Here is a 15,957-nt window from a genome sequence, read left to right on the forward strand (position 1 = left end):
CTCACTTAGTAAAGGCTCGAAATTCTCTCGACATCGTCCCAGTTAAGGCCGCCATTTTGCTTAGCCTCAAGCATCCTAGCCACGTAGCGAGCCAGCAGGTCACTCTCGATATTTACGCGTCTGCCGACCTTGAAAGTGCCAAAAAGACTATCTCTAAACGTGATTGGAATAATGGTTAGTCTTATGCCCTTTGGCAAAATTTCATTTATCGTAAGGCTCACGCCCTCAACGCCCACCGAACCCTTATTTGCCATAAGAGCCATCGCCTCGCGCGGTAGATCGATGTAAAAATCAACGCCGTTTTCATGCTTTTTTATAGCCGAGATCACGCCGATAAAGTCGATGTGCCCCTGCATCAAATGCCCATCTACTCGCTCGCCAAGCTTCATCGCTGACTCGATATGCACCAAGCCACTTAAATTTTCAACCGCGACATTTGCCCTGCTCTCTGCGCTTAGCTCCACGCTAAAGCCGTCCTCATATAGTTTGGTCACGCTTAAGCAAGCGCCATTTACTGCGATGCTGTCGCCTAAATTTGGGCGAAATTTAGCCTTTAGCCGTAAAACATTTTGCGAGTAGCTAATGACCTCGGCAAGCTCTCTGATTAAGCCATTAAACATATTTTGCCTTTAAATTTTTTAAGGATTTTACTAAATTTTGCCTAAATTTGGCGCATGGATAGATTTGCTAGTTTTTTGAAATTTAAACCGCACCAAAATAAATTTATGACGCCACGCCAGAGCGTAAAATTTCGCTATGAACTTTAGGCGACATGCCAAACATCCTTGCGTATTCGCGGCTAAACTGCGACGCGCTCTCATAGCCCACATCAAAAGCAGCCTGCGCAACGCCGATATTTTTATTTACGAGCAGGTTTTTAGCCTCTTCAAGGCGGATCTTTTTTTGAAAGGCTACTGGGCTTAGCGAGGTTACGATTTTGAAGTTATGATATAGCGAAGACTCGCTCATATCGCACTCTCTAGCGACATCTTTCATGCTTAGCTTTTGCGAAAACTCGTTTTTTATCTTTGCTACGGCTCGTGAAATTTTATTTGAAACGCTGCCTTGCATCGCAAATTTACTTAAAAAATAGCCGCTTTTATCGTTTGTTGCGAGCATGTAAAGTATCTCTTTTTTAGCAAGGTCTGAGAGAAATTTGACCTTATCTTTTGGCTTTTCTAGCAACCAAACAAACCTCAAAACAGGCTCTAAAATCTCATCAGTTAGCTCGCCAAAAAATATGCCTTTTTCGCTTTTTTGCAAGCTCTGCTCTTTTACATCCACGCCTTTTAGCACTTCATAGACCTCATCTAGGCTAAATTTAATGCAAAGCGAGATGTAGGGCTTCTCTTTTGAGGCGTCTGTTAGGCTTACATTTAAGGGCACATGAGTAGAAGCTAGCGCGTAGGTTCGCTCGTCATATCCATACATCTCATCACCAAAGCCAATCGCCTTTGCTCCTTGCAGTATTATGCACAAAGACGGCTCATAAACCGTGCTGATAAAATCATGCGTTTTATCACTGATATAAAAGTCAAGCGAGCCAATGTCACTTTGCGTAGATCCCACTATGCCGCATCTATCTAATAAAAACTCTTTTGTCTGCTCTTTTAGTAAATTTACATCAGCCATTTTCGCGCTCCCCAAGTCAAATTTTGCAAGATTATACAACTTTTTAGAAATTTTGCAGGATTAGGCATGGAATTTAGAGGATCGTTCTAACGTAAAATTTATAATACAGATATAATGCACTACAACAAAAGGGTATGCGGGACAAGCAAAAACCAAAGCTCGCCAAAATATCAAAAATTTATGTCGGCGCTTGTAGCGTCAAGTTTTATTTTAGGAGGCAATTTAATGGCTAGTACAAACGTAGTAAAATCACCGCTAGAAGCGGTATCTATGGTAAGCGAGTGGGACAAAGTTTTCGCTAAAAGCGGTAAGGTAGATCACAAGAAAGTTAAATTTAAAAATCGCTACGGTGTTGAGATCGTCGGCGATCTTTATACGCCTAAAAATTTGCACGGCAAAGCAGCTGCGATCGCAGTTAGCGGACCTTTTGGAGCGGTCAAAGAGCAATCAAGCGGCTTTTACGCCCAAACTTTAGCCGAGCGCGGCTTTATCACGCTTGCCTTTGATCCAAGCTACACCGGAGAGAGCGGCGGCGAGCCAAGAAATTTAGCAAGCCCAGAGATAAACACTGATGATTTTAGTGCGGCGGTGGATTTTCTAGGCACCCAGAGTAATATGGACCGAGATAAAATCGGCATTTTAGGCGTATGCGGCTGGGGCGGTTTTGCTCTAAACGCAGCTCTTGCCGATCCTCGCATAAAGGCGGTTGCAACCAGCACGATGTATGATATGACGCGAGTGATGGCAAAAGGCTACAACGATAGTGTGGGCGCTGATGAGAGATATGAAACTAAAAAGAAGCTAGCCGAGCAACGCTGGCTCGATCTCCAAAATGGCAAACCAGCATATACTGGTGCGATAAATGTTGATCCAAAAAAGATAGACGCGAGCACGCCGCAGTTTGTCGCTCAGTATGCTGACTATTACCGCACGCCACGCGGCTATCACAAACGCTCCGTAAACTCAAACAGCGGTGAGAGCGGCTGGATAGTTACAAATCCTATCTCGTTTATAAATATGCCAATCCTTGCCTACGCAAGCGAGATGAGAACTCCAACTCTTATCGTAGCCGGCGAGAAAGCGCACTCAAGATACTTTAGCGAGGACGCCTTTAAATCTCTTGGCAATAAAAATAAAGAGCTAGTTATCATCCCTGGCGCTGTGCATACAGACCTATATGACAATAAAAACAACAAGATCCCATACGATAAATTTAAGGAATTTTTCAAAGCAAATTTGAAATAAACCGCTGCCCCTGCATCTTGCAGGGGTAAATTTAGAAAGGAAAACAATGGAAAATTTTACATTTTATAACCCAGTAAGAATAGAATTTGGCAAAGGCAAAGAGGCTCATATCGGCGAGTATATGAGAGAATTTGGTGCTAAAAAAGCCCTTGTGCTATATGGTAGTGAGCGCGTAAAAAAGAGCGGTCTGCTTGGCGTAGCTACCGATAGTCTAAAAGCAAATGGCATCGAATTTACTGAGCTTGGCGGCGTAAAGTCAAACCCGGTGCTAAGCAAAGTAAATGAAGCGATCAAAATAGCACGCGAATTTGGCGCCGATAGCGTGCTGGCTGTTGGCGGTGGCTCGGTGCTAGACTCTGCAAAGGCAGTCGCTGCCGGAGCTAAATACGATGGCGACGTGTGGGACTTTTTCGTAGGTAAAAATCCGGCCGAGTCGCTCATGGTATTTGACATCATCACGCTAGCGGCAACTGGCTCTGAGATGAATCAAAACGGCGTTGTGACCAACGAAGCGGCTAAACTAAAGCTTCATCTGGGCGCGCCGTGCCTTTTCCCAAAAGTATCTGTCGTAAACCCGCAGCTACAAGCCACCGTCAGCCGCGACTATCTAGTTTATAGCGCAAGCGACGTTATCGCGCACAGCATCGAGGGCTATTTCACAGCTACAAACTATCCGCTAATCGCCAGAATGCAGGTAGAAGCAAACATCAAAACTATCATCCGAACGACTGAAATTTTACTCGCAAACCCTGATGACTACGACGCTAGAGCTGAGTTTGCCTGGGCTGCGACGATGGCGCTAAATGGCATAACTATGGTCGGTACTTCAGGCATCGAGTATCCAAATCACATGATCGAGCATGCGATGAGTGCGGTAACAGACTGTGCGCACGGAGCGGGACTTAGCGTAGTGATGCCTGCGTGGATGAAGTGGTATAAGGATAGAAATTTAGGTGTATTTGAGCGTTTTGCGAGAGAAATTTTTGGGCTTAAAACCGCAGATGAGGGCATAGAGGCGCTAAAAGTGTGGTTTGACAAAATAGGCACTCCAACAAGTCTATCGCAGCTAAAGATAGATAGCGAGGCGCTTATAAATGAGATCGCGGGTGTTGCCTATGAAAACGCAAAGGCGTGGGCGATGCAAGAGCTCTATCCAAAGAAAAATATCGTCCAAATCCTTGAACTGGCAAAATAATTTTAAGGAGAGAAAATGAGAAAATTTTTAGCCGTTTTAATGCTTTTTGCGGGGTTAAATTTGGCAGCAGGAGAGAAAATGCAAAATTTAAAGATAATCCTAAAGAGCTCTAACAGCGAAGCGACGGCTATCCTAGACGATACGGCAGCAGCAAGAAGCTTTGCCGCACAGCTGCCGCTAACACTAAATTTAGAGGACTACGGCGGACACGAAAAGGTCGCTAAGCTGCCAAAACCGCTTGATACAAGAGGCGCTCCGAGCGGCAGCGACGGCAAAAAAGGCGAGATCTCGTACTTTGCTCCGTGGAACAACTTTGTCATCTACTACGGCTACCAGCCCTATTATGAAGGCATCGTGCGCTTAGGCGTGATCGAGGGCGACGTGAGCTCGGTCGCAAAAGACGGGCAGATCAAGATCTAGTTAGTAAAATAATATAAATTTTAGGATGCTTGAAAATCTTGATCAATAAAATTAAAACGCTTAAATTTTAGTTAAAAAAGACAACTGCCACCCACGACAAGGTGAGTAGTAAAATTTTTGCAGACGGTCTGCCAAAAGTCACGCTGCTTTCTGGTGCGACACCTTATGCAAACGCAGGAGCAGCGCTAGTGCTTTGTCCGCGCGGAGTTCGCACGGCGTGGCATACACATCCCGCAGGGCAAAATTTACACCGGCGCAGCGGACAGCAAAAAAATAACGTAGATAAAGCATTTAAATGAAGAAAAATACGAAATTGATCAAAAATTTGCCTTTGATTTTGGTATATTTTATTTGCCAATGACGGTAGAAAGAGCTTTTGCAGTAAAATGAGGCACTTTGTGCATATGGCTAACTTTTTAGTGGTTGCACCAAAAAATTGCAAGTATAACTAATAAAAGATTGCAAAAATTCACTCAAAGAGCGAGATGATTAGCCAAGCAGAAATTTAAAGAACATAAAGGGCGCTGGAAATTTTAGCGATGAGCCACTAGTTTGGTAGCAAAAGTCACTTGCAAGGTAAATTTAACTGGCGGCAAATTACAAAAAATTTTAAATTTGATCTAGCCAGTATAAATTTCATCTGTCATTTGCCTTTAAATTCACACGCTCTAATCGCAAAATTTAGATAGCGTGCCAAAAACAGCAATAATAATTTTACTACCAGATGCATATCAAAAGCTTTTGGCTAAATTTCGCCCCTAGCTCGTCTGCAAAACTAGCCACGTCTTGCTAAAGTCGCGCGCCGCCAGGTCGTCCCTCTTTATCCATAGATAAACTCTGCCCTCTCCGTCCCAGTCCATGTCGCTATCCCAGTCGCTATCTATCTGCAAAAGCAGCTGCCACTGGGCGGCATTTTTCTCAAACTCCGCGATATTTGGGTGGTGATAAGCGCTGCCATCGCCGCAGTCAAGGCCATTTGCCACGAGCTCGCACTCTAGCTCCATGCCATCTTGAATGTTGTCAGAGTGACCAAGGAGCTTGTTTTCTTTGGCCTGCCAGCTTGGCTCGATAATCTCGTGATAGGCCTCCCACTCCTCCTCGCTAAATTTGCCAAATGGCACAAGCGAGCTTTGCAAACTTGGCAAATTTTGCTCGTTTCTAAAGCTAAGAGAGCGTGCGCCAAATGTGAAATTTCCGCTATCCACATTTTGTCGAGCAAGCTGGTCTTGAGCTGCCTCACTAAAGATCACGGCAAAGCCCTTTTTATCAGCAGGGTCGTAACCCCAAATGCGTAAATTTATATCATAGAAAAGATAGAGCATGCCACTTTTTGGTAGTAACCCGTCGGTGTCAAATTTGCTAGCTTCAGCAAAATTTATCTGCGCCACAAAGCTAAGCGTGCCGTTTTCATTTGATGGCCAAGGCACGCTAGCTGGTAGATCTGGCTGCCCGCCAAATTTAGACGCTCCAACAACGATATCACCGTCATCTTTAGCCTGCGTATCTATCTTTATAGCATTTTTGGCCATTGGCTTTAAAAACTCGAAAAGCCCCTCCAAACCGCGCTCTTTGCAGCCTTTATAAATTTCATTTAGATCCATATTTTCCCTTTCTAGCAAGCATCAATGTAGATGTGATACTTTTTGCAGTGCAAGCAGCGAAACAAATACCCAGCAAAATCGCCGCCCGCTACGAGTAGCTCGCGAGCCATTTTCACGTCGTAATCGTCTCTTTTTGCGTAGTCCGCAAAGACCTCGTCTGCAATGCCGAGCTCCTCAAGCTCCTTCGTGCCCACATCGCCCAAAAATGCGCAATAATCATCACAGCACGCCACCCAGTGCTCGCCCTGCCAGCTCTCATAGCCAGGTGTTCTTTCAAAGAGCTCCTTATCTTTTGTGGCGTCATCTGTGGCGAGTTTGTCGGCGCCCTGCACAAAGGTAGCGTCAAATTTATGAGCAGCTTCGCCATTTGCGATGCAGGCTGGGCAAAGATAGGTGACGTCTTGCTCGCTATAGACGCCATTGTTGTAATAAATTTCTGTGTTTTTACCGCAACACTCGCAGATGACACTCATATCATCTTTAAATGCGCCAGTTTTTAATGGCTCTGGGTGATAGCGAAATTTTGACAAGGTGGCAGCCTTTGCCTTTTGAGCCAAAATTTGCTCTTTGCTCTTTGGCCTTGGCACCGCCCATTTGTCGCCTTCATCCACAAACTGCGTGAGGTAGCCAAGCGTTTTTAGCTGCTTTTTGTCGTTTTTATCGTGTATCTTTAAAAGTAGCTCGTAAGCACTCTTTTGCATAGACAAAAGCTGATAAAGATCTACCAGAACTTTCTTTGCCTGCATATCCTCGCTTGCCTCAAGCTCTTCTTTGAACTGATACAAAGCCTCTACGCTCGCTGCATTGCCGTTATTTTTGTAGTAATCTTTTGAAAGCTTTATATATTTTTCTTGAAATTTATCCACAAATAGCCTTTATGAAATTTGCTAAGAATTTTAGCTTTAAACACTTAAAAGTCGCATAGATGAGTTATTAAAATTTAAAAGAGTGGGATAAAAATATAAAATTGTTTAATTTTTAAAATTTAAAAAAAGGTACATTAAATTTAGCATCAAGGAGAGCCACAAGCGAATTTACTTAAACTTTTAACTCACTTGCGACTATAAATTTTACTCTTCGTAAGCCCCGATAGAGAGGATTTTGTCTATTCTTTTTGCGACAAGCTCGTTTATATCAAGCTTCTCAAGCTCGGCTAGCTCTGAGATGAAGTAGTTTGCAAGTGCTTTTGCGGCACCATCTTTATCTCTATGAGCTCCATTTATCGGCTCGTTTATCACGTCATCTATAAGCGATAAATTTTTTAAGTCATCAGCCGTTATCTTCATAGATTTTGTGGCTTGCTCTTGTTTAGCTGGGTCATTCCAAAGTATCGCTGCACAACCCTCTGGCGAGATGACTGAAAAGACAGAGTTTTTCATCATAGCAAGTCTATCAGCCACACCAATAGCTAAAGCACCGCCACTTCCGCCTTCGCCGATAACGACAGCTATTATTGGAGTTTTTAAATTTGCAAATTCAAATAAATTTCTAGCTATGGCTTCACTTTGACCTCGCTCTTCAGCGCCAACACCAGGATATGCGCCCGGAGTGTCTATCAAAAATAAGATAGGTAGGTTAAATTTCTCAGCCAATTTTGCTACGCGTAAAGCCTTTCGGTAACCCTCCGGATGAGGCATACCAAAATTTCTTTTTAGTTTATTTTTAGTGCCACGACCTTTTTGCTCACCTATAACGACAGCCTTTTTGCCTCCGATATAGCCGATGTAGCAGACTATTGCTGGGTCGTCGCGAAATGCCCTGTCGCCATGGATCTCATAGCCATCAACTAAAAATGAATTTATATAATCAATAGCGTATGGTCTATCTGGATGACGAGCAAGTTGTAAACGTTGATATTCGTTTAAATTTTTATATACTTTTGATATCTCTTTAGATAGGTTCTTATTTAAAATTTCAACAGCATGTTCATCGCCTCTGATCTTAGCATTTGCTATATCTTCATCAATTTGCTTTATGCTCTTTTCAAAATCTAAATAATTTGACATCTTAATCCAACTTTTTAAATATCACGACGCCGTTTGTTCCGCCAAAGCCAAATGAGTTGCTCATAACAGCTTTTATATCAGCTTTTCTAGCTTTATTTGGAACGTAGTCTAGATCGCAATCTGGATCTGGCGTTTCGTAGTTTATCGTTGGAGGGATGATGCCATCTCTCATTGCCATTATAGATATGACAGCCTCGATCGCACCAGCACCACCTAAGCAGTGTCCAGTCTGACCTTTAGTTGAACTAACTGGTGGGCATTTATCACCAAAAACAGCCTTTAGTGCAGCTGTCTCATTTTTATCATTTACTGGTGTTGAAGTACCATGTGCATTGACATAGTCTATCTTTACGCCTTTTGCCATATCAAGTGCTTGTTTCATCGCGCTTAATGGACCTTCAAGTGTTGGTGATGTGATGTGGTGTGCGTCTCCGCTCTCACCAAAGCCAACTACTTCAGCGTAAATTTTAGCACCTCTTGCAACAGCTGACTCATACTCTTCAAGCACAAGTGCGCCAGCGCCTTCGCCCATTACAAAGCCATCGCGGTTTGCATCAAATGGTCTTGAAGCTTTGCTTGGCTCATCATTTCTAGTTGAGAGTGCTTTCATCGCTGCAAAACCACCTATACCAACGCCGCAAATAGTTGACTCAGCACCGATAACTAGCATATTTGTTGCTTGACCGATCATTATGCATTTTGCAGCTTGTGATATCGCATGAGTGCTTGCTGCACAAGCTGTTACGCTTGATAAATTTGGACCTTTTAGTCCGTGATTTATTGAAACTATGCCACCTAGCATATTTACAAGTGCAGATGGGATGAAAAATGGTGAAATTCTCTTTACACCTTTTTCAAAATATGTGATTGAGTTTTTCTCAATATTTGGCAAACCACCTATGCCAGCAGCTGAGCTAACGCCAAATTTATGAGCATCAAACTCCTTAAAATTTGCATCAGCCATAGCTTCATTAGATGCTTTTATGCCAAGCTGTATGAAACGATCTACTTTTTTCACCTCTTTGCCGTCTAAAATGCTATTTGGATCAAAATCAGTTATCTCGGCAGCAATTTTAACAGGGAATTCGCTTACATCAAAGCTCGTGATCTCTTTCACACCTGTTTTACCCTCGCAAATAGCCTTAAAAGAGCTCTCTTTATCAAGACCAAGTGCGTTTATCATGCCAATACCAGTTACAACGACTCGTTTCAATACATCTCCTTAAATCAAACTATGCAAATTTAAATTATTTGCCTAGTTTTTCTATATAATTTACAACGTCTTGAATGCTTACTAATTTCTCTGCTTCGCTATCAGGAATTTCTACTTCAAATTTCTCTTCTAAAGCCATAACTAGCTCTACAACGTCAAGTGAATCAGCGCCTAAATCTTCGATGATTTTAGACTCTAGTTTTACCGCTTGTGGATCTACGCTTAGTTGCTCTACAACTACATCTCTTACGTCTTCAAATACTGCCATTTAAGGTCTCCTTATAAAAAATGTCTGTTATCTTATAATATTTACGCTTTTATTTATTTTAAATTTCAAAACTTGTTGAAATTTCATTACATATAAAGTCCGCCGTTTATTTTTAGCGTCTCGCCAGTCACGTAGCTCGCGTGATCACTTAGTAAAAATGCCACAGCCTCAGCCACCTCGCTAGCGCTACCAAAGCGTTTTAGCGGGATATTATCGCTATAAGTTTTTTTCACCTCGTCACTTAGTCCATGCGTCATATCAGTCTCGATAAAGCCCGGAGTTACGCTGTTAAAGCGGATATTTCTACTCGCACCCTCTTTTGCAAAGCTCTTGCTCATGGCAATTAGTCCGCCCTTGCTGGCTGAATAATTCACCTGTCCAGCATTTCCCATCTCACCGACGATAGATGCGACGTTTACGACTGCTCCAAAGCGCTTTTTACTCATCACTTTTAAAGCCTCTCTGCATCCTATGAAAGCTGAAGTTAAATTTGCATTTATCACATCTGTAAATTCGCTAGTTTTCATGCGAAGCGCTAGTTTGTCATTTGTGATACCAGCGTTATTTACGAGGTAGCTTAGCTCGCCGTCGCTATCAACTATCAAATTTATACCTTTTATAAACTCATCTTCATCTGTCGCGTCAAATTTTATCACTGCAGCCTTGCCTCCATTTTGCTCGATTTCAGCCTGCAAAGCGTCTGCTACTTCAGGCTTTGAGCGATAGTTTATCCACACTTTTAAGCCCATATTTGCAAGCGTCTTTGCGATTTGTGCGCCGATACCTCTGCTTGCACCTGTTATTAGCACGTTTTTTCCGCTAAATTTCATAGTTTCTCCTTATAAATTTTGCTTATATTATCAAATTTAAAATAACGCCTCGTCCATTTCAGCTGGAATTTCAAGCCCCATGAGCTTTAAAACACTAGGCGCGATGTTGTTTAGGCCGCCATTTTTTAGCTCTTTAACCCCATCAGCCATCACAAAGCAAAAGACGTCATAAGTTGTGTGGTTTGTCAGTAGCTCACCGCTGCTATCACGCATCTCTTCGCAGTTTCCGTGATCGCTCGTGATGATCATCGCGTAGTTTTTCTCTTTTGCCTTGGCGCAAATTTCTCCAAGAGCCGTGTCCACTGCTTCAACCGCCTTTATAGCAGCCTCGTAGTTGCCAGTGTGTCCCACCATATCGCCATTTGCGAAATTTACCACGATAAAGTCTTGCTCATCATCCATGCCCTTTAGCACGGCTTTGCAAACCTCAGCAGCGCTCATCTCTGGCTTTTCGTCGTAGGTTTTGACCTTTGGACTAGGGATTAGCACCCTTGTTTCGTTGCTCGCTAGCTCCTCGACGCCACCATTAAAGAAAAATGTTACGTGGGCGTATTTTTCAGTCTCAGCCGTGTGAAGCTGCCTTAGTCCAGCAGCTGCTATGACCTCGCTTAGAGTGTTTTTTATCTTTTCATTTTTAAAGAGCACTTCAAATTTAAAATTTGCGTCGTATTCGGTCATGGTGATTAAATTTTTAATAGCAAAAGGTCGCTCAAACTCGCTAAATTTCTCTTCGCCTAGAGCCTGGCAAATCTCTCTTGCCCTATCATTTCTAAAATTTATAAAGATCACGCCGTCATCTTCGCCCATGCCACTAAAGCCATTAAAGCTTGCTGGCTTTACAAACTCGTCTGTCACGCCATCATCGTAGCTTTTTTGTAGATACTCGCTTGGCGATAAGCTGCTTAAATTTGCTCCCTTTACCAAGCTATCATAGGCCTCTTTTACGCGCTCCCAGCGTTTATCTCTATCCATCGCGTAAAATCTGCCGCAAACGGTTGCTACCTTAAATTTAGCCTCCAAGCTTTTTATGAAATTTAGACCGCTATTTGGGCTAACGTCACGTCCGTCGGTTATAGCGTGGGCAAAAACTTCGCAGCCATTTTTGCTAGCAAGCTCGCACATGCCATCAAAATGCTCCATGTGAGAGTGCACGCCACCGTCGCTATAAAGCCCTATGACGTGGATTTTTTTGCACTTTTTAAAAAGAGCTTTTAGCACTTCATTTTCTGCTACTGAGCCGTCATTAAAGCCGCGTGAAATTTTGACCAAATTTTGATATAAAACTCGCCCACTTCCTATGCACATGTGCCCTACTTCGCTATTTCCCATCTGCCCTTCAGGTAGTCCCACAGCGTTTCCAGAAGTTTTTATGAGTGAGTTTGGAATTTCTTTAAAAAATTTATCGTAGTTTGGCTTTTTTGCCGCCTCAAATGCGTTAAATTTACCATTTTTGTTTGATCCAATGCCATCAGTTATTATAAGTATAGTTTTTTGAGCCATTTTTAAATTTTATCCTTAAATTTAGATAATTTTTAAGGCCATTATACTAAAATTGCTTTTTTTTAAAATAAAGGCCCCTATGTTTTACTATATCTACGAAATTTTAAATTTTAATATCTTTCAGTATATCACCGTTCGCGCTGGCATCGCGTTTTTCATAGCATTTATCTTGACAGCTTATCTGATGCCTAAATTTATCGCCTGGGCAAAGGCAAAAAACGCCGCTCAGCCTATCTACGAGCTTGCCCCGCAAACTCACCAAAAAAAGGCTAAAACGCCAACCATGGGCGGACTTGTCTTTGTCTTTACAGCCGTGATCGCTACGATCATCTGTGCTAGGCTTGATAACGCTTTCGTGCTAGCCTCGCTCTTTTGCCTAGTTTGCTTTACTCTGCTTGGCTACAAGGATGACTACAGCAAAATTTTAGGTGCGAAAAACCACGCCGGCCTAAGCCCAAAGGCAAAGCTCTTTTTTCAGTTTCTCATCGCCTTTTTACTCGCAGCATTTCTCTACTTTAGCAAAGAGCTAAACACCGAGTTTTACCTGCCATTTTACAAGCAGCCGATCTTTGATATGAAAATTTTTGCCATTTTCTTTTGGACGCTTGTCATCGTCGCAGCCTCAAATGCGGTAAATTTAACAGACGGACTTGACGGACTTGCTGCCGTGCCATCGATATTTTCACTTCTAACACTTGGCGTTTTTGCCTACATCTGCGGCCACGCTGTCTTTAGCTCATACCTGCTTTTACCAAAGATCGCAGGCGTTGGCGAGAGCGTCGTCGTAGCCTCTGCGCTCATTGGCTCGCTCATGGGCTTTTTGTGGTTTAACTGCCATCCGGCTGAAGTCTTTATGGGCGATAGCGGCAGCCTAAGCGTTGGTGCATATATCGGTTTTATGGGCGTTGCGACCAAAAATGAAATTTTGCTCATTATCATCGGTCTCATCTTTGTCGTTGAGACACTAAGCGTCATCTTGCAGGTGGGTAGCTTTAAAATTTTTAAACGCAGAATTTTCCTCATGGCGCCTATACATCACCATTTTGAGATAAAAGGCTGGGCAGAAAATAAGATCATCGTGCGCTTTTGGATTATCGCGCTTTTGGCAAATTTGATCGCACTAACGGCGCTAAAGATCAGGTAGATCATGCGAGCGCAGATAGAGCCTGACTTTGAGAGTGCTAGAAAAAAATATGATGAAATTTTGGAGCAAATTTTAGCCTACACCGACTTTTGCGACGAAAATGACGATGAGGACGGCGAAGAGTACCGCAAAGTTAAAGAGCGTCTAGCCAAGATAAGCGGCAAGGATATGAGTAAATTTAGCCTGCATGAGTGGTGGGAGGCCGAGGGGGCTGAGAATTTAGCCTTTGACATCGCCCTGCCAGAGCCAAAACTGGTGCCTGATATAACAAAAGACGAACTTAGCGTGATCGTAGAGCGCATGTTGGCGCCTGTGCCTAAATTTGATGATGATTTTTTAGAGGCATTTTATATAAGAGTAAAATTTGCCTGCAAAGGCGCATATTTTGCAGAGTTTTTGAAGCTAAATTTTGCTGATACGTTTAGATTTGAGCTCTTTGAACGGCAAAAAATAGACGGCGTGATGCGTGAGCTAAGTGCTAATGAGATAGTAGAAATTTTATGGGGCAAAAGAGGATAAAAGCATGAGAAAATCACTATTTGGCTATGGTGGCACGACAAAAGCTATCGCTAAAAACTTCGTAAACGACGGCTTTTGGGATATCTATGATGATAAATTTAGCGAAATTTCAAAAGATGAGTTTGGCAACGCTCTTTTGCCAGTTAGCGAATTTGACCCAGCAAAAAGCGGCCTAGAGATACCAAGCCCGGGCATCCCGCCTCACCACGAGCTTATCAAAAAAGCTAAAAATTTAGTTAGCGAATATGACTATTTTTATGAAATTTACAAGGCGCATTTGCCATTTAACGTCTGGATAAGCGGCACAAACGGCAAGACGACGACTACAAAGATGATGCAGCACCTGCTAGAGAGCAAGGGCTCAGTGATGGGCGGAAACGTCGGTATCGCGCTGGCAAATTTAGACCCGCACACTAAAATTTGGATACTTGAGACTAGCTCATTTACGCTTCACTACACAAACCGCGCCACACCAGGAATTTACGTGCTTTTGCCGATCACTCCAGACCATCTAAGCTGGCATGGCAACATGAGCGAGTACGAAAAGGCAAAGCTAAAGCCGCTTGCTAGCATGAGCGAAACTAGCGTAGCGATCGTGCCTGAAATTTACGCTAGCACGCCGACCAAAGCCAAAGTGATCGCCTATAAAGATGAGAGCGATCTTGCTCGTTTTTGCGGTGTAAATTTAGACGATATAGCCTTTAAAACGCCATTTTTGCTTGATGCACTGCTGGCACTTGCGGTGGAGAAAATTTTATTTGACCGCTGCGACGTGGCACTTTTAAACACATTTGTCATCGAGGCAAACAAGCTTGAAGAGCTCACCGACAAAATGGGGCGAACTTGGGTAAACGACACAAAAGCGACCAACATAGACGCCAGCATTCAAGCTGTAAAACGCTACAAAGACCACTTCATGCACCTAATCTTAGGCGGCGACGACAAGGGCGTTAGCATGGATGAGCTCTTTGAAAATTTAAAGGGTCTTAAGGTCAAAATTTACGCCATCGGCTCAAACAGCGACAAGCTTATGAATTTATCCGATGAATTTGGTATCCCTGCTCTAAAATGCGACTTTTTACAAAACGCTGTAAATGAGATAAGCAAAGAGCTTAAAAGTGGCGAGATAGCGCTTCTAAGCCCAGCAGCTGCGAGCCTTGATCAGTTTAAGAGCTACGCCGAGCGAGGAGATAAATTTAAAGAGTTTATAAGGGCTCTTTGAGTTTAAGCTATTTTTAGATCTTGGCGTTTTGTCTAAATTTTGTCACTAAATTTAAAGAAAAAAGCAAAAATTTTCTCTATAAGAGTTTTTTATTGAATACTTTTTAAGTTTATGCTAATATTTGGCGAAAAAATTAAGGAAGAATTTTATGCCAATTACCCCTAGAAATGATGCAAATTTTAAAGAAAACTTAATAGATATCATCAAACTATCATATAGTGCCGACATCAATAAGCCTTTCATCTCTGACGACAAGTTACTTATGGGATATAGCTTTAGCCTCAAAGACGATCTAGACGCGATATGCGCTCAGATTTATGGTGCTAGCAAAGCAAAAGTGATCGAGGCTGTTAGAAAAGCCATAACCGATACTACAACCAAAACTGTTGTTTCAAAGATAGATACAGAAAAGCTTTTTAACAATATAAATGACGCCGCAAGGGCTGCTTACGCAAAGGCATCTGGCGGCGCTAGTGCAGAGTCGTTGCCTGAGTTTAAATTTAGCCAAGATGAGCAGTTAAATGCCATTTTAGAGTCCAAGCTAAAGCCACTAGCAGCTGATATACAAGATAAGCTAAGAGGCTCATCACTTGCAAATTTAGAAGAGGTCAAGCTCACTTCATCTGGGACGTCACAGATCTCAAAAGAGAATGTGGCGCTTTTAGCCCTGCTTCACATAAGTAGCAAGAAAAACATCGACCCGGCCTTAGCAAGCTTCATTAAGAGCAAAAGTCGCTTTAAAGCGTGGTTTTGGCTTGCTTTCGAGAGCTTTAGCGGTGATAATCCACACAACCTTAAACTTTTAAGAAAAAAGATATCAGCTCAGTTTGGCCTTTATGAGTCAGACGAAAACAACAGAGCTCTAAGCGACTCATCTAGTGCGGCTAGCATGGAGCGCGTCAGCTTTGGCGAGTGCATAGACATCTTTACCCACCTAAATATCTCTAAAGCTACGTATGTCACAAAACACAAAAACGGCAAAGAGCACAAAGAAGACGTCACTCATTTAGAATTTATGCAAAAAGACGAAGAGAGATCAAACAGCACCGCTTCAAAGTGCGAGGAGCTATTTAAGCCATTTGCCGATAAGCTAAATTCTCTTTTAGCCTCCCAAACATCAAATAAATTTAGTACCGAAAATATCTACTGCGTAAATTTAACC

The 15,957-nt window shown here is 42.7% G+C and carries 17 protein-coding genes; 8 read left to right on the forward strand and 9 right to left on the reverse strand.

What is annotated here, in order from left to right; genetic code table 11:
- Positions 1-5: 5 nt before the first annotated feature.
- Together CYO89_RS02175 and CYO89_RS02180 are read right to left on the reverse strand one after the other, a co-directional pair.
- Positions 6-620: a riboflavin synthase gene (locus tag CYO89_RS02175; protein WP_103596981.1), complete on the reverse strand. Its 615-nt coding sequence runs from the start codon at positions 618-620 to the stop codon at positions 6-8.
- Between the two features lie 103 nt (positions 621-723).
- Positions 724-1,632 carry an AraC family transcriptional regulator gene (locus tag CYO89_RS02180; RefSeq protein WP_103596982.1) on the reverse strand — a complete coding sequence of 303 codons (909 nt, stop codon included), beginning with the start codon at positions 1,630-1,632 and terminating at the stop codon, positions 724-726.
- Positions 1,633-1,857: 225 nt separating this feature from the next.
- Here CYO89_RS02180 and CYO89_RS02185 point away from each other — a divergent pair, with 225 nt between their 5' ends.
- From CYO89_RS02185 to CYO89_RS02200, 4 genes are all read left to right on the forward strand, one after another.
- Entirely contained in the window at positions 1,858-2,877 is a 1,020-nt protein-coding gene (locus tag CYO89_RS02185) for an alpha/beta hydrolase (protein WP_258032494.1), read from the forward strand.
- Positions 2,878-2,923: 46 nt separating this feature from the next.
- On the forward strand, positions 2,924-4,072 hold the full coding sequence (locus CYO89_RS02190; RefSeq protein WP_103596983.1) for an iron-containing alcohol dehydrogenase: 1,149 nt from the start codon (positions 2,924-2,926) through the stop codon (positions 4,070-4,072).
- Between the two features lie 15 nt (positions 4,073-4,087).
- Complete coding sequence (locus CYO89_RS02195) at positions 4,088-4,492, forward strand: cyclophilin-like fold protein (protein ID WP_103596984.1); 405 nt, start codon at positions 4,088-4,090, stop codon at positions 4,490-4,492.
- Between the two features lie 101 nt (positions 4,493-4,593).
- Positions 4,594-4,791 (forward strand): hypothetical protein, encoded by a 198-nt coding sequence (locus tag CYO89_RS02200; RefSeq protein WP_258032495.1) that lies wholly within the window; start codon positions 4,594-4,596, stop codon positions 4,789-4,791.
- A 459-nt stretch (positions 4,792-5,250) separates the two neighbouring features.
- On the opposite strand, the gene CYO89_RS02205 is transcribed toward CYO89_RS02200, so the two are convergent.
- The 7 genes from CYO89_RS02205 to gpmI all read right to left on the reverse strand — a co-directional run bounded on the left by CYO89_RS02205 (position 5,251) and on the right by gpmI (position 11,910).
- Positions 5,251-6,093, reverse strand: coding sequence for a YwqG family protein (locus tag CYO89_RS02205; protein ID WP_103596985.1), 843 nt, complete (start codon positions 6,091-6,093; stop codon positions 5,251-5,253).
- 11 nt (positions 6,094-6,104) lie between these two features.
- Positions 6,105-6,959, reverse strand: a complete 855-nt coding sequence (locus CYO89_RS02210) for a CbrC family protein (RefSeq protein WP_103596986.1) — start codon at positions 6,957-6,959, stop codon at positions 6,105-6,107.
- Between the two features lie 204 nt (positions 6,960-7,163).
- Complete coding sequence (gene accA, locus CYO89_RS02215; protein WP_002941254.1) at positions 7,164-8,099, reverse strand: acetyl-CoA carboxylase carboxyl transferase subunit alpha; 936 nt, start codon at positions 8,097-8,099, stop codon at positions 7,164-7,166.
- Between the two features lies 1 nt (position 8,100).
- Positions 8,101-9,312 (reverse strand): beta-ketoacyl-ACP synthase II, encoded by a 1,212-nt coding sequence (locus CYO89_RS02220; protein WP_021085320.1) that lies wholly within the window; start codon positions 9,310-9,312, stop codon positions 8,101-8,103.
- Between the two features lie 34 nt (positions 9,313-9,346).
- Positions 9,347-9,580: an acyl carrier protein gene (gene acpP / locus CYO89_RS02225; protein WP_002941395.1), complete on the reverse strand. Its 234-nt coding sequence runs from the start codon at positions 9,578-9,580 to the stop codon at positions 9,347-9,349.
- Between the two features lie 86 nt (positions 9,581-9,666).
- Positions 9,667-10,410: a 3-oxoacyl-ACP reductase FabG gene (gene fabG, locus CYO89_RS02230; RefSeq protein ID WP_009294788.1), complete on the reverse strand. Its 744-nt coding sequence runs from the start codon at positions 10,408-10,410 to the stop codon at positions 9,667-9,669.
- A 36-nt stretch (positions 10,411-10,446) separates the two neighbouring features.
- The gene (gene gpmI, locus CYO89_RS02235; RefSeq protein WP_103596987.1) at positions 10,447-11,910 is read right to left on the reverse strand and encodes a 2,3-bisphosphoglycerate-independent phosphoglycerate mutase; all 1,464 of its coding nucleotides are present in this window, start codon (positions 11,908-11,910) and stop codon (positions 10,447-10,449) included.
- A gap of 79 nt (positions 11,911-11,989) precedes the next feature.
- Between gpmI and mraY the strand changes: the two genes are divergently transcribed.
- From mraY to CYO89_RS02255, 4 genes are all read left to right on the forward strand, one after another.
- Positions 11,990-13,054, forward strand: a complete 1,065-nt coding sequence (gene mraY / locus CYO89_RS02240; protein ID WP_002941305.1) for a phospho-N-acetylmuramoyl-pentapeptide-transferase — start codon at positions 11,990-11,992, stop codon at positions 13,052-13,054.
- A gap of 3 nt (positions 13,055-13,057) precedes the next feature.
- On the forward strand, positions 13,058-13,573 hold the full coding sequence (locus tag CYO89_RS02245) for a hypothetical protein (RefSeq protein WP_103596988.1): 516 nt from the start codon (positions 13,058-13,060) through the stop codon (positions 13,571-13,573).
- 4 nt (positions 13,574-13,577) lie between these two features.
- Entirely contained in the window at positions 13,578-14,795 is a 1,218-nt protein-coding gene (gene murD / locus CYO89_RS02250) for a UDP-N-acetylmuramoyl-L-alanine--D-glutamate ligase (RefSeq protein ID WP_103596989.1), read from the forward strand.
- Positions 14,796-14,943: 148 nt separating this feature from the next.
- Positions 14,944-15,957, forward strand: a 1,014-nt coding sequence (locus tag CYO89_RS02255; protein WP_141090714.1) for a hypothetical protein, incomplete at its 3' end; no start/stop codon positions are given.

Origin of the sequence: Campylobacter concisus (genome assembly GCF_002913765.1) — a bacterium.
In the GTDB taxonomy this organism is placed as follows: Bacteria; Campylobacterota; Campylobacteria; order Campylobacterales; family Campylobacteraceae; genus Campylobacter_A; species Campylobacter_A concisus_BB.